The 14,270-nt window shown below is 33.2% G+C and carries 10 protein-coding genes and 3 pseudogenes; 5 read left to right on the top strand and 8 right to left on the bottom strand.

All coding sequences use genetic code 11. From position 1 onward, the window contains the following. Positions 1–90 precede the first annotated feature (90 nt). The 3 genes from MHH71_RS26620 to MHH71_RS26630 are packed head-to-tail and all read left to right on the top strand — an operon-like array spanning position 91 to position 3,154. Positions 91–1,281 (top strand): efflux RND transporter periplasmic adaptor subunit, encoded by a 1,191-nt coding sequence (locus MHH71_RS26620; protein WP_078211699.1) that lies wholly within the window; start codon positions 91–93, stop codon positions 1,279–1,281. After that, positions 1,278–1,958, top strand: a complete 681-nt coding sequence (locus tag MHH71_RS26625; RefSeq protein WP_033799016.1) for an ABC transporter ATP-binding protein — start codon at positions 1,278–1,280, stop codon at positions 1,956–1,958. The genes MHH71_RS26620 and MHH71_RS26625 overlap by 4 nt, the downstream gene beginning before the upstream one ends. Continuing rightward, positions 1,955–3,154 carry an ABC transporter permease gene (locus MHH71_RS26630; RefSeq protein WP_018767608.1) on the top strand — a complete coding sequence of 400 codons (1,200 nt, stop codon included), beginning with the start codon at positions 1,955–1,957 and terminating at the stop codon, positions 3,152–3,154. The genes MHH71_RS26625 and MHH71_RS26630 overlap by 4 nt, the downstream gene beginning before the upstream one ends. 193 nt (positions 3,155–3,347) lie before the next feature. Here MHH71_RS26630 and MHH71_RS26635 read toward each other — a convergent pair whose 3' ends face one another. The 4 genes and pseudogenes from MHH71_RS26635 to MHH71_RS26650 form a co-directional block, all read right to left on the bottom strand. Continuing rightward, a complete protein-coding gene (locus MHH71_RS26635) occupies positions 3,348–4,370 on the bottom strand; it encodes a CamS family sex pheromone protein (protein ID WP_033799015.1) in 1,023 nt (340 codons plus the stop codon). Between the two features lie 876 nt (positions 4,371–5,246). Beyond that, positions 5,247–5,621 (bottom strand): hypothetical protein, encoded by a 375-nt coding sequence (locus tag MHH71_RS26640; protein ID WP_006095513.1) that lies wholly within the window; start codon positions 5,619–5,621, stop codon positions 5,247–5,249. Between the two features lie 325 nt (positions 5,622–5,946). Next, positions 5,947–6,167, bottom strand: a pseudogene (locus MHH71_RS26645) (DDE-type integrase/transposase/recombinase); the annotation flags it as partial. A gap of 248 nt (positions 6,168–6,415) precedes the next feature. Next, positions 6,416–7,891: a protein adenylyltransferase SelO gene (locus tag MHH71_RS26650; RefSeq protein ID WP_033799683.1), complete on the bottom strand. Its 1,476-nt coding sequence runs from the start codon at positions 7,889–7,891 to the stop codon at positions 6,416–6,418. A gap of 273 nt (positions 7,892–8,164) precedes the next feature. Here MHH71_RS26650 and MHH71_RS26655 point away from each other — a divergent pair. Beyond that, positions 8,165–8,479: pseudogene (locus tag MHH71_RS26655) on the top strand (hypothetical protein); the annotation flags it as partial. Between the two features lie 59 nt (positions 8,480–8,538). On the opposite strand, the pseudogene MHH71_RS26660 reads toward MHH71_RS26655, so the two are convergent. Beyond that, positions 8,539–8,728 (bottom strand): annotated as a pseudogene (locus tag MHH71_RS26660) (hypothetical protein); the annotation flags it as partial. 428 nt (positions 8,729–9,156) lie between these two features. Here MHH71_RS26660 and MHH71_RS26665 point away from each other — a divergent pair. After that, complete coding sequence (locus MHH71_RS26665) at positions 9,157–10,284, top strand: serine hydrolase domain-containing protein (protein ID WP_033799013.1); 1,128 nt, start codon at positions 9,157–9,159, stop codon at positions 10,282–10,284. A gap of 229 nt (positions 10,285–10,513) precedes the next feature. Here MHH71_RS26665 and MHH71_RS26670 read toward each other — a convergent pair whose 3' ends face one another. From MHH71_RS26670 to MHH71_RS26680, 3 genes are all read right to left on the bottom strand, one after another. Beyond that, entirely contained in the window at positions 10,514–11,014 is a 501-nt protein-coding gene (locus MHH71_RS26670; RefSeq protein ID WP_239500273.1) for a hypothetical protein, read from the bottom strand. Positions 11,015–11,297: 283 nt separating this feature from the next. Beyond that, positions 11,298–13,085: an oligoendopeptidase F gene (gene pepF / locus MHH71_RS26675; protein WP_033799012.1), complete on the bottom strand. Its 1,788-nt coding sequence runs from the start codon at positions 13,083–13,085 to the stop codon at positions 11,298–11,300. A gap of 297 nt (positions 13,086–13,382) precedes the next feature. Further along, positions 13,383–13,880 (bottom strand): hypothetical protein, encoded by a 498-nt coding sequence (locus MHH71_RS26680; protein WP_006095508.1) that lies wholly within the window; start codon positions 13,878–13,880, stop codon positions 13,383–13,385. Positions 13,881–14,270: the final 390 nt, after the last annotated feature.

Raw genomic sequence — 14,270 nt, forward strand, 5'->3', positions numbered from 1 at the left:
TTTATAGCCAGTTACTTTAGGTGGTTGTCCCATATAAATTGTTCAATAAACGTATGTACTAAATTATATCATCATTAAGGGGAAGACATTATGTTACCAACTACAACACATCGACCAACTAAAAAGAAAAAATGGATTATCATTGGGGTTATTGCATTAATTGTCATCGTTGCAGCCGTCAATATTTTTGTTATGCAAGGTAAGAAGAAGGAGACAGCAAAGGGAGACGCTGTTAGCTTTGAGAAAGTAACAGAACGTACACTCAATAATACAAAATTGATTTCTGGACAAGTAAAGCCTGGGAATATTGAGAGCTTCTATGCAGATCCGACAAAAGGAAAAGTGAAGGATATTGCGGTGAAAGAAGGGCAAGAAGTAGAAAAAGGGACGAAGTTATTCTCTTATGATAATGAAGAAATCAATCTACAATTGAAGCAAGCTGAGCTTGATCAAAAAATGGCAACAATGCGCTATGATCAAGGGAAAAAGAAAATAGATTCACTAAATAAAGAGATTAAGAAAGCAAAAGATAGCGGCGCTGGAAAAGAAGTAACAGATCCGTTAGAAGAGCAAGTAAGTGAACTAGAAATACAGCAAAAAACAACTGAACTTGAGAAAGAAAAAGGTCAATTACAATCACAACAATTAAAGAAAAAACAAGATGAACTCACAATTTATAGTAATTTCGCTGGTGTTGTGCAAAAGTTAGATAAAGATGCAGCACAAAGTTCAGCGCAAGCAATGGGTGGACAAGGAAAATCATTTTTACAAATCGCTTCTAAAGATTCATTCCAAATTCAAGGGACATTAACAGAACTTCAAAAATCACAAATTCAAAAGGATCAACCATTTACTGCAACTGCAAAAGCAAATAGTAAGAAGAAATGGACAGGTAAAATTACAGAGGTAAGCGAGTTCCCGACAAGTGCAGAAATGGCGCAAGCAGCTGGTGTTGGTGAGGGAACACAAAATATGTCTCAGTATACATATAAAGCTAGTTTAGATGGACAAGAAGGTTTATCTCCAGGCTATCACGTATCACTGCAAGTAAACTTAGAGAATAAGAAGATGATTGCTGTTCCTAGTAAAAGTATTATTGAAAAAGCTGGTAATCTATTTGTTTATGTAGAAGACAAAGGAAAGCTTCGTAAACAAAATGTGAAAAAAGGTTCTACTGATGGAGATTGGACAGAAATTCTTGAAGGTGTAACAATGGGACAAAAGGTGGTTAAAAATCCTTCCGACAACGTGTATGACGGAATGGAAGTGAAAGAAAAATGATTACGTTAAACAATATTCATAAAACATATTACCAAGGGAAGCTAGCGGTACCGATTTTACATGGTATTAGTTTAACAATTCAAAACGGTGAGTTTGTTTCCATTATGGGACCATCTGGCTCAGGGAAATCAACCCTCATGAATATTATCGGTTGTTTAGATCGTCCGACAGAAGGGGAATATGTGTTGAACGGCGTGAATATTTTAACGGCAGATGAAGCAAAACTTGCCCTTATTCGTAATGAATATATCGGTTTTGTATTCCAGCATTTTAACTTATTGCCACGTCTTTCAGCGGTAGAAAATGTAGAACTTCCGCTTATATATGGCGGCGTGAAGAAAGCGGAGCGCCGTCAGAGAGCTCTTGAAGCACTTGGGAAAGTCGGATTGTCTGACCGCGTGTATCACTTGCCAAGCGAACTTTCAGGTGGGCAAAAGCAGCGTGTAGCCATCGCACGTTCCATTGCAAATGACCCAACGTTCATTATGGCCGATGAACCAACAGGTGCTCTTGATACAAAGTCTGGGGAGCAAGTTATGGACATCTTCACAAAGTTAAATGCAGAAGGTACGACGATTGTCATGGTTACGCATGAAGAGGAAGTCGCTGCTTACTCTTCGCGCCGAATTGTGCTAAGGGACGGGGAAATTACAGAAGATAGAAGGTGTGTGATATGAGTTTACTAGATAGTATAAAGATTGCCCTATCTTCTATTCTAGCTCATAAACTGCGCTCAGCACTTACAATGCTTGGGATTATTATCGGTGTCGGCTCTATTATTACTGTTGTTGCGATTGGGCAGGGCGGGGAAGCAGCGTTAAAATCACAATTTGTTGGTTCTGGGAATAGTGTGATTTCTATTCACTATACTCCTGACATGAATGATTCATTTGGTATGGAATCCATGGGAAAACCGAAATTGACAGAAGAAGATATTTTTGAAATTAAAAAGCTTCCAGAGATTTCACACGTAATTAAGACGAATTCAAACATGGAAACACTTGATGTCAATGATAAAAAAGATATGGTGAATATTAAAGGGCTAGACAGCGAATATTTCGCTGCGAATAAAGTTAAGGTGTTAAAAGGCCGTTCTTTAAATGATACAGATATCGATTATGGAAATAACGTTGTCATGATTAGTTCCGATGTAGAAGAAAAGATATTTGAAAAAGAAAATCCAGTTGGAAAGATTATTGAAATGAAAGGCCAACCGCTGCAAATTATTGGTGTATATAAAGCCGAGGGCGGATTCATGGGAATGGGAGGTTCAGAAGTTCTAATTCCATTAACGTTATGGCCGTCGTTGTATGGAACAGATGAAATTCAAGAGATTTCTGTCCAAGCGAAAAATGTCGATAATTTAGATGACGCTGGAAAGAAAGCAGCTGATGCATTAAATAGTCGTAAGCCAAGTGAGTTTACAGGTAAATATGAGGTAATGAATTTAAAAGAAATTCAAGATGGTATTTCTAAAATGACAAATATCATGACGATGATTATTGGAGGTATTGCTGGTATTTCATTAGTCGTTGGTGGTATAGGGGTTATGAACATTATGCTCGTATCTGTAACAGAGCGTACACGTGAGATTGGGGTACGTAAAGCACTTGGAGCAACGCGTAGTAAAATTTTACTGCAATTCTTAATTGAGGCTGTTATGTTAACGCTTCTTGGTGGATTAATTGGGATTGGTCTTGGTTACGGGGGCGCATATATTGTTTCCACATTTGCGAAATGGCCACCACTCGTTTCATGGCAAGTAGTTGTTGGCGGCGTATTATTCTCGATGACGCTTGGTATTATCTTCGGGTTAATTCCAGCGAATAAGGCGGCGAAATTAGATCCAATTGAAGCACTTCGTTACGAATAGGTTAAATCGGGGCAGCAACTTAAGCTTATAGAAGCGGATACAATTGTAGAGCTAAATAATCTGTTTTAGAGCACAATCTTTTTTCACTTGTTCGCCCAATTATTTTAAAGCGCTAATGATAAAATAGTCATGGTACATTAAACTAATAATGAAAGTAAAAAAGACAGTATAATAACTGTCTTTTTTATTTTCATTATTCAATAAAAGAAACAAAAGGTTCATCTTCATTTTTTTCTCTTACAACAACTGCTTCAACTTTTTGCTCTGACTTTATATTCATTTGAACCTTAACATCTTTAGGGAAAACATCTAATATATTTTGGACTATCATTTGTGTAAAAGCAATCAGTTCTGATTTACCATTAAATTTAACTAAAACATTCATATCTACAGTATCCATATGATCATCTTTATAAAAAATTGTAGCATTAACCGGTATATAATCATCTTTATTGAATTTTTTCACTTTAACAGAAAACTTATCTAACTCTTCATTATCTTTATTATATACTTGTTTAAAATCATCAGAAGGATAAGCAAAGGATTTTTCGTTAATATTAGCCCACTGTCCTATACTATTCTCACCTTTTTGTACTGTTACACTAGAAATAAAAGTACCGGCTTTTAAAGAATCAGAAGCTTCCTGTTTAAAAATAGAAAAAGTAATAGGAACTTTTACAAAGTTCTTATTATCATAAAGAACTTTTAAAAGTTGATTAGCAATTTCACTGCCCTTAACATTTGCTTCTTCATTAGAATGATTTGAAGTCATGGCTAAACCGATAACAACACCAGCTAAACTCAATTCACCTGAATTTTTCTTAGTATAATAATCATATTCTATAATATTAGATACATAAGGTATTTCTTGTTTTGTGAGTAATTCGTCTATTGTTTTTTGAGCAATATATTCACTTCTTTGTAATAAATGATTTTTTGTATCAAATTGCTTAGATGCCATATTCATTAAACCTAATTCTAATTTATCTATATCTAATTTAGAATTAGTTTGTATATTAACTGTATTTATTATTTTATGCTCTTTTAAAGGAATAATAGTTTTATAATAATTATCAGAAATAGAATATTTCGGAATAATGCTATTTCCCTTCGTATTTTTTTCTACAACTTTCTCTTCTTTTTTAATAATATTAGTACCATTACAAGCACTTAATAACAAACTAATAATTATCAAAAATAATGATATCTTTTTCACCTATAATAACCACCTTTAACCATTTCTCTCGCTTTATACAACATATAGTGTATCATTAAATATCTAAAAAAAAAGAGATTAATGAAAATATATATATGCATCTAACAATATTCCCTAACGTTAAAAATAAAAATATGATATTTATATAAAAAAGCTACAAAAAACTCTTGAAACTATCCCTTCTGGATATTCTGTTATGTATTAAATTACTAGTTACGTAGGACCAACATGAATTCAAGCTTAGATTTATTAACATAAAAAAGAAGAGGGTTTTTATAATCCTCTTCTTTTTTATATGTTCATTAGCTGTTTTATTCACTTAAGAGTGCTTTAGAATTTACCTATTCTATTATAACTGTATAAAACACATTTTTAATATGAAATATTGCATATCGGAATGTATCTAAAATGAAGGTATAAGATTTACCACATCTTAATACTCAAACAAGGGGAGGAAATACTATGGCAATCGCAATGGCTGTTTTAAAATTTGTGGGTGGAGTAATTCCATTCGTACAAGAACTTTTAAAATCATTCATGTAAGTTTTTATTTCAAACATGTATGTAAAAATCTCACACAAATGATTTGTATATCTGGGCATAAGTGCTTTGTGAATCAATAGTATGAACAGATTTTAGAAAAGAAAAAGAATTTCATTAGGAATAGCAATCAAAAAGCACTCATTCGAGTGCTTTTTGATTGTACAGTAATACTTTAATACTCTATAATTAACTTTGGGGAAGGTAATCTAAGAGCATTAGACGTAGTCTTAGCATTATCTTTTATTTGATAAACCATAAAATTGAATAATTTTGTGGTTTATTTTTTGTAAATCCACAAGTTTTAAACTACTTTTAATAAACGTAATCATGAAATTAACATCGAATTACAGTTCCGGAATAGAGAGTCAGGAAATGGCCACCAATATCAATTATAGTAGTTGCTTGTATATAACCTTTAAAACCATCTGATGAATAATAAATTTCTTTTGGAATACTTTCTTTAACCTGATAACTAGTTTTTGAGTACTTCACATAATGGTTTGTGATTACTTTTGATTCAGGGACAATATTAGCTCTTTGTTCAAAAGTATTTGTGATAGTAGAAGGTGAATTAAATTCAACATTTTCATGAGAAATACGATCCAAACTTTCAGCTTTTACACCTTCTGTTTGAGAAAAGGCACCTAAGCTACCTATTCCTATTAATGTAGCAAGTGTAAACTTTGAAAATCCTGTAAATTTCCCCATTTTATAAGCCTCCTTTAAGTTTTTTGTAAGATAAGGTCCTTACACTTCACAGTCTATATCTAGCAGATAGGAAGTGTACATACATATCATTAGACAAAAATCTACATTATTCTCTATTTTTTTCTAGGTTATGTATAATAATCCGGTGTTCAACAAGTTGTCACAAATAAAAAATGATAATGATAACAAAAAAATGAATAGTATATTCGTTGCTTGTATTATTATTAATTATTTTAATATTCTAAAATAATTGGATAAAATCGGTTCTGGTGCAAATATATGAAGAATAACACGGAGAATAGTAGACTCCTAACGGAATCGTATTTTATGCTATAAGTCTAAACACTGGGTGGATGAACTCTTTTTGGTTTTGGACAGACTGGTTTTCTAAATCAATCTGTTCCTTTTTTATCATATGCATGGCTTCAACGTCACTCAATATAGAGGTTGCTGTTTTAAATGACTTGAATCCCAACATAGAGCGTACTCGTTTCTTAATAAAACGATGGTCTTGTTCCACATGTTATTCAGATATTTTATCTTCCTGGTTTGGATGCTGGCTGGCCTCTCTTTATCTAATAAAATAGAGATCTAGATTTACCACTAGATATTATGAAAAAACAATCAATTGTATTTAGCGCTGAGAAAAGAGTAGTTGAACAAACTGTGTAGGTTCTATATCTATATTAAATGATTTTGCATCAGAACCGAAAAAATGCCACTCCATTAGGTAAAGGAGTAGCATTATGTTGTAAAAATAGTAAATCATGAGAAGGTGTTAACTTAATTCTTTCTCATGTACCACAAAAAGTTCGATAAGGGCGGGATGATGGCGCCGGTGGTGTACAGTACTCAGACTGTTCAGGAGAGTGAGCATAAGGATTTGAAAGAACAACAAGCAGTTGTTCCATTACGCTGTGGTCCCCTTGTTTGACTGCGGCATCTAATGCTTCTTCCACGCGGTGATTTCGTGGGATTATCGCAGGATTGGTGTCTCGCATCAGCTGATCTGAAGAAGATTTCGACTCCTCCTGTCTGCTTAATCTTGCCTGCCATTTTTCATTCCACTTCGTAAATTCTTGACTTTTAAACAAATCGGTATCTTTATGTGTACCAAAAGTTAAAGCAAGGAAGGTATTAGTATAGTCTGCGCGATATTTCTCCATAATTTTAAGGAGCTCATCAATGAGGGCTTTATCTTCTGCTTCTTCGTTAAATATACCTAGTTTGGTCCGCATCCCAGCGAGCCAATGCTTTTCATACAGTGTGCCGAAATCTGAAATCGCATCTTGGGCTATTTGGGCAGCTTGTTCTAGGTCTGTATGTAGAAGCGGCAATAGAGATTCTGCAAATCGCGCGAGATTCCACACACCAATATACGGCTGGTTACCATAGGCGTATCGGCCTTGCGTGTCAATGGAACTAAATACCATTGCTGGGTCATATTCATCCATGAAGGCGCAAGGACCATAATCGATGGTTTCTCCGCTAATGGTCATGTTATCGGTATTCATTACCCCGTGAATAAAGCCAACGAGTTGCCACTTTGCAATTAAGCTGGCCTGTTGCTTCATCACTTCTTGTAGTAACGCTAGGTATGGATTTTCCTGTGATTGAATAGCTGGAAAATGACGCTTAATCGTATAGTCAGCCAAAATTTTTAGCTCCTCAACTGAACCGCTTGCTGCTGCGTATTGAAATGTGCCAACTCGTATATGACTGCTAGCTACACGTGTCAAAATTGCACCTGGTAAAGCAGTTTCGCGTATGATTGACTCACCTGTTGATACTATAGCTAGACTACGGGTAGTAGGAATACCAAGCGCGTGCATTGCTTCACTGATAATATACTCGCGTAGCATTGGTCCAAGTGCGGCGCGGCCATCCCCTCGGCGGGAGTATGGTGTTCTACCAGAGCCTTTTAATTGAATATCAAATCGTTCACCTGAAGGAGTAATCTGCTCACCGATTAGCAGCGCACGGCCGTCTCCTAGCATGTTGAAATGCCCGAATTGATGCCCTGCATAAGCTTGAGCAAGAGGGATAGAACCTTCGGGAATTCGGTTTCCAGCAAGAACCGCTACTCCATCTTCGCTTTGTAGTTCCTCAATGTTTAGCCCTAGGGATGTTGCCACAGGATGATTGAGAATGATTAACTTTGGTAAGCCTACAGGGGTTGGGCTAAGGGTGGAAAAAAATGATTCCGGTAGACGGGCATAACTATTGTCTAAGTTCCATCCGGTTTCTTTTGTTTCTTTTTTCTTTTTCATTGTATCTCCTTCTTTTACGTTTTTTTCTGTTACATAAAGCATAGATATAAATATTCAATGATATTCTCCATTTTATTGAGAATATAGAAGATTGGAATTTAATATTGATTAGTTAGTGCGCATTGTTTTTATAATTCACTTGTAGTTATGTACATTATATCCTTAATCAATGAAAAAAACGTATTAGTACTTGTTTTTTATAAACTATAATATTTTATCATTTTAACCGAGAAGACCTCCACCTCTAAAAGAAGTGAAGGTGGGGGTATTTCAATTAGCGGCTTATTAGGGTTCTTTGGCATTGGGTGGTTTAGTCTTTTTATGGTTGAAGTTGTTGAAACATCGCGGCAGGATTCAGTAGGAATTACGGTTAGCTTTGCACTTACGCTAAATCAAATTGCTATTATTTTAGCTCCGCCTGTTTTTGGCTTCATAGTGGATATCAAAGGGTATACGTGGGCGTGTGTGTGTATGGCTATATTGCTGTTTGTTTCAGCAATAAGTTTATTGAAAAATTGCAAAAAAAAAGTCATACGAATGACATTTTTTTGCAATATGATGTATAATCAATTTTGGTATGAATTTTAAAATGGTGATATTATGACATATAAATGAATTTGATTCTTATTCTTATTAATATTTGCTTTTCGTTCATTTCCTCTTTTGAAATTCCCTATTATTTTGGCCGTAATGAGCTTCCTCTCTTTTTATTGTTTGCATGATTTATTTTACTTGAAAATTTTTCTGCATCTTTTCTTTTCTTTTGACAATCATAATTTATTTTCCGTAATACTCGATAAATACCATGCTATTTTTGTTTGTTCGATAACTGAACATTTCACTATCTAGTTAATTTTGCTTATCGATGAATGCTAATAGATTACCTTTTTTGGCATTATTGTATATGTTGTTTGCAAGGAATGTTACATAAAAAAACAAAATTATAGTGAGATGAATCGGATTGTTGGGTGGAAATTTTCTAAGAAAGAAATACAATAGTAAGTGATCAAAAATTTGAGTATGGGAAGCTTCTCTTGAATAACTTTCCAATAATACAAACTTTTTAGGAAGATATAGATAATCAAGAGACATGCTAATTTATAGTAGTAGAATTGAGGATGAAATAGTAATATGTAGTTCATTTCTCGAATATAGTTCTTCAATAAATTTAAGCAAAAATTAAAGTCTTCTTTTAAATGAATAGAGATAGAATAAAACAATGAAAAGAGTAACAAGTATAAATTGAATAAAAAGAGGGCTCCTGTATGTTTAAGAGATGTTTAATCGTTTGCTTTATTATCGCGATTTTTTGCTTAAGTGTATATATGTTCATGCAAACAAATAAAGGTAAAACGCAGAATTTAAAGGCATTTTCAGATTCTACTAGTAAACTAGAAACAGATACACCGAAAGTAGATAGAAATCAGCGAAATCGTTATGCTGGGGCAACACAAAAATTAGACCAATATTTAAAAGAAAAGGGATTTAATGGAACGGTACTTGTGACGGATCAAAATAATGTGATTTTGCGAAAAGGGTATGGCTATGCAAATATGCAGGATAAAGTCTTAACAACGCCAAGAACAAAATATCGTATTGGTTCTATCACTAAGACAGTAGTGGCAGTGTCTATATTGCAGTTGCAGGAAAAAGGGGAATTGAATATAGAAGATAATGTAAATAAATATATTCCTTCATTCCCAGCGGATAAAAATATTACTTTAAGACATTTATTGACACATACATCTGGATTACCTGAACAAGGGCAAGGGAAAGTTGATGCGGCATCACGTTTAAAATTAGTGACATGGATTGGTTCACAAAATCTTGAATTCCCTGCTGGAACAGGTTGGAGATATACGGATTATAATTATATGGTACTTGCCTATGTTATAGAAAAAATCTCTAAACAACCATTAGCTGAATATATAAAAGAACATATTTTCACTCCAGTTGGAATGCATGAATCTGGCATGGGGGCAAAATTCCCTGGAGATATATTTTTCGCAGAAGGTTATACAAAGAAAGATAATGAATTCATATCTACTCCTAGGTTAAGAATGAACTGGCTATACGGTTGTGGTGAAATGTATACAACTGTAGAAGATATGAAGAGATTAGATGAGGCGATTATGACTGGCAAACTTCTTTCCAAACACAGTTTATCAGATATGTTTACTGTATCACCTGCAAGAAAATATGGATTTAGTTTTTACATTTATCCAGATTATTATCATAATCACGGTGTATTAGCTGGGTGGAATACATTTAATAATTTCAATTGGGATAAACGAATTTTTGTTATTCTATTCTCTAATGTTCAAAACGGTATGACCGATGAATTTAATCAGGAATTTCGGAAGATGGCAAAAGATTTATTGGAAGGAAAATAAGCGGTCTGTAGTATTCTGATTCATATAAATAAGTTAGATTAAGAAATTCTTTATAAATGATTTTATCCCGTATTAACGGGCAGTAATACTCCCACCTCAAAATTCGGTGAAAGCAAAGAAGTTAGGTGGGGGATCAACTGACCGTAAAAGTCCGATTGGTGTGGGCTAATAATCAGTGGGGGATGAAGAAAACCCCCACTGATTAAAGTTTTACTTTATCTTAATGTTTCTAATCATAAATTCCCCATTCAAACAAAAAGTAATGACTTTCAGACTGCCCAAATATTTGATCGTAAACATGTCCTTTTTTCACTTGTATTGTCTCAATATTATTCAATTTCATTAAAAGTTCTTTAACGATCGATTCAGGTGAGTCTACATCAAATAAATCCACTTTAAATCTATTAATAAAATTTTCACTGTTTACGTATTCTAAACAAATACCCCTATACTTTAAAAAGTACTCATGAATCCATATGTTTTTTAGAGCCTCTATCCATTGTTTATCTGAAGGCGCTGGTTCATCACTAATATCCCATTCTTCTCTTTCAAACAATTCTTTCTTAAATATTGCAGCAAACGCTTCTTGAAGATTTTTAAATTGGCTTTTTTCAGCGAATATTAAATCTACTACCATCTCATATTTTCTAAAGCTATATACATCAAATGATAAATTTGACAATCGGGCTTTTGCGATTAGTTTGGCAAATAAATCTCGTTCATTAAACAATTCTTGAATTTCATTTTTTATTATAAAAACCTCCTATCTGAGAATAAGTAAGAATTAAAGTTTTACTGTCGAAATACTCTTATTTTTTGTGATTAATATTATACCATGCTGATATATGCAGTATTATTTTCAATTAGTTTTTGTTTTTAATTCAAATTTCTATTTTTTGATTATTAAATTTTAAAAATGTAATAATCAAAAGCCAACTTCTTTAATATTGAAGAAGCTGGCTCTTTAAATGACCTAACATAGAATTCTGTCCATAGAATCTTATCATTTTTTGTTAAAGTGACGAAAATTCTTCAATTAGTTTACTAAAGCGTCCTAGTGCACTTTCAATTGGTTTTGGCGTTGTTAAATCTACACCAGTTTTCTTTAAAAGATTGAGCGGATAATCTGAACTTCCACCTTTTAAGAATTCGATATAATTTTGCTGAGCGGTAGGATCGCCACTTAAAAGCTGATCTGCAATTTGAATTGCGGAAGCAAATCCGGTAGCGTATTTATAAACGTAAAATGGTCGGTAAAAATGAGGGATTCTAGCCCATCCATATTTTACTTCTTCATCGAATATGAGTGTATCCCCATTGTATTCTCTAAATAATTTTTCATATACATCATTAAATGCTTGGGCGTTTAATGGTTTACCTTGATGCGCCATTTCGTGCGTAATCTTTTCAAATTCAGCAAACATAACTTGTGTAAAGAAAGTTCCTTTAAATTGATCAATAAAGTGATTGATTAAATGGTTGCGTACGTCTATATCTTTTGCTTCTTTTAATAGATGGTGAATTAAGAGTATTTCATTCACTGTAGAAGCGACTTCGGCCACAAAGATTGAATAATGAGCAGAGATTCTCGGCTGAAACTTATGTGAATAATATGTATGCATACCATGCCCACATTCATGAGTAAGTGTAAAGAGACTATTTAAGTCATCATTATGATTTAACAGGATGAAAGGGTGAGCGCCATATACGCCAAAATTATAGGCACCCGAACGTTTTCCAGGTAATTCTCTTACATCTATATAACGTTTATCTTTAAAACCTCGAAGTGTTTGAAGATATTCTTCACCGAGTGGAGAAAGGGATGTAAGCATGATTTCGAATGCTTCATCATAGGGAATCTCTTGCTTTACACCTTTTACTAAATCAACATGTAAGTCGTACTGTCTTAATTCATCTAGCTGCAATTTTTCTTTTCGTAAATGATTATATGTATGTAGAGATGCAATGTTCTTTTTAGTTGTATCAATTAAAGTATCATACACTTCTTTTGGAACCATATCACCAAATAAAGACCTTTCTAAAGCAGATGGATAGTTTCTAATTTTTGAAATGGTAACATTGTTTTTTATAGCTGCTGTTAAGGTAGAAGCAATAGAGTTTTTTAATTGCACATAAGGTTGATAGTATGCTTTGTAAGCTTCTTTTCTCTTATCTCGACTTTCATCCTTAATTAATTTTGAATACATCCCGCGTGTTAAATTTACTTTATTACCATCCTTGGTTGTAACTTCTCCAAATGTAATATCTGCGTTATTAAGCATTCCGTATGTATGCTGAGGAGAAGAGAGAGCTTCACCCATTTGAGACAAGATTTCTTCTTTATCTTCGTTTAAAACATGTTTCTTATATCGATATAATTCAAATAAGTCTTCTTTAAAATATTGTAAGCCTTCGTTTTCCTCTATATAAGAATGTAATATTTTCTCATCGATACTAAGTAAAAATGGAGAAAAGAAGGAACGAGCAGCACTTATTTTAACATGTAATTGTGATGCTTTATCTACAAGGGACTGCGCTTCTGTATCACGTGTATCAAGGTCGGATTGAAGTCTTGCATAAGCATAGACTAAATTAAACAAACTTGATATTTCTTCACTTTTCGTAAGATAGGCAAGTAGGCTCTGACCATCATGGATAGTTCCATTAAATTTTTTTAAATCCTCTGTTAAGGTTTCGATTTTTTGATAGTCGTTTTCCCAGTTTTCAATCGTTTTATAAATATCCGTTAAATCCCACTTTTCTTGATCGGATACATCCATTCTATTTTTAAATTCTGTCATAATCATTTCCTTCCTAGATATGTATTTTGTATACTATAAGATTAATCAAGTAGTATCTCCACAAAATTATACTACTTTCATTTCTTAATCAGGTAATAATTTTCAGTACTCATCTTCAAACAGGCAATTATATATGGTAACTCCTGTTTCTTTTAACTCTAACGAAATTTCCTCCACTTCAGTATTCAACGTGTCAATGTCAAGAACCTTTATTCCATTGACTTGGAATAAAGAAGTGGTTAATTCGATACTCCGCCCCTAAAAAAGCCTTAAGGTAGTTACCTTAAGGCTCATAAATTAAGAAAGTATTTTTTCTATTTTTTTGTCATAATTAGTTACTATATTATTAATTTCAATTAACAAAGTATCCTCATCAGTTGCAGGTTCATAACCAATTATAACTTTTGGAATATCATAATTTTTTTTCAAATCAACTAGAAAATGTACTAGCTTTTTCAACCTTAACTTATTATCGTTCCTCTCATCCTTTAATATTTCATTTTCAGGAAAGTTAAATACAATGTCACCATATTGTTCATCAAACGAGAAAACTATTACTACGTTTTTTAATGAAATACCTAACTTCAATTCTTCTAAAAATATATTTCCTGTTCCTTTCGGTGATAGAATCTCTTTTATGTTTTTCACTTGAGAAAAATTCAAATCTTTTTCTGAAATATTATTATACAAATGTGATGATTTAAGTTTTAATGTAGATAATTTAAGTTCTCCGTAAATTAATTTATCAATTTTTCTCTTATTAAAATCAGTTAATATAATCTCTAAATTTTCCATTTATAACTCACCCTTTTTACTGGTCAATATACCATTTAAAAGTTCCATCAAGGTTTAATCGAACTCCATTTCCATCTTGTAGTTTTTTCTCCAAAAATTCTATTCCTTTAGGATTTTTAATTTTGATAAAACCTCCCGGTCCATCCATTATTTCTTCAAGATGTTTCAATGCTGTTTGATTTATTTGGTCTGGGCCGCCTTTAACTTTCCCAAAAATGCTTGGATTTCTTTATCTGTAATTTGTTTTTTACTTACTGCAAACCATGTAACATTGTTCATTGTAATACACCATTCTACAGAAGATAATCTTTTAATGCTTCCTCAATTTTTCAGATTAACCATGATTTTAGCTACAAGGGAGCTGTCTCATCCGTGAACTAGCCTACTTTT

It is taken from the genome of Bacillus sp. FSL H8-0534, from assembly GCF_038005885.1.
Classification (GTDB): Bacteria; Bacillota; Bacilli; order Bacillales; family Bacillaceae_G; genus Bacillus_A; species Bacillus_A pseudomycoides.

Bases quoted from the DNA above. Each gene is read 5' to 3' on its own strand.
- MHH71_RS26620 (WP_078211699.1), top strand. From the start codon at position 91: ATGTTACCAACTACAACACATCGACCAACTAAAAAGAAAAAATGGATT.
- MHH71_RS26625 (WP_033799016.1), top strand. From the start codon at position 1,278: ATGATTACGTTAAACAATATTCATAAAACATATTACCAAGGGAAGCTA.
- MHH71_RS26630 (WP_018767608.1), top strand. From the start codon at position 1,955: ATGAGTTTACTAGATAGTATAAAGATTGCCCTATCTTCTATTCTAGCT.
- MHH71_RS26640 (WP_006095513.1), bottom strand. From the start codon at position 5,621: ATGGGGAAATTTACAGGATTTTCAAAGTTTACACTTGCTACATTAATA.
- MHH71_RS26650 (WP_033799683.1), bottom strand. From the start codon at position 7,891: ATGAAAAAGAAAAAAGAAACAAAAGAAACCGGATGGAACTTAGACAAT.
- MHH71_RS26665 (WP_033799013.1), top strand. From the start codon at position 9,157: ATGTTTAAGAGATGTTTAATCGTTTGCTTTATTATCGCGATTTTTTGC.
- pepF (WP_033799012.1), bottom strand. From the start codon at position 13,085: ATGACAGAATTTAAAAATAGAATGGATGTATCCGATCAAGAAAAGTGG.
- MHH71_RS26680 (WP_006095508.1), bottom strand. From the start codon at position 13,880: ATGGAAAATTTAGAGATTATATTAACTGATTTTAATAAGAGAAAAATT.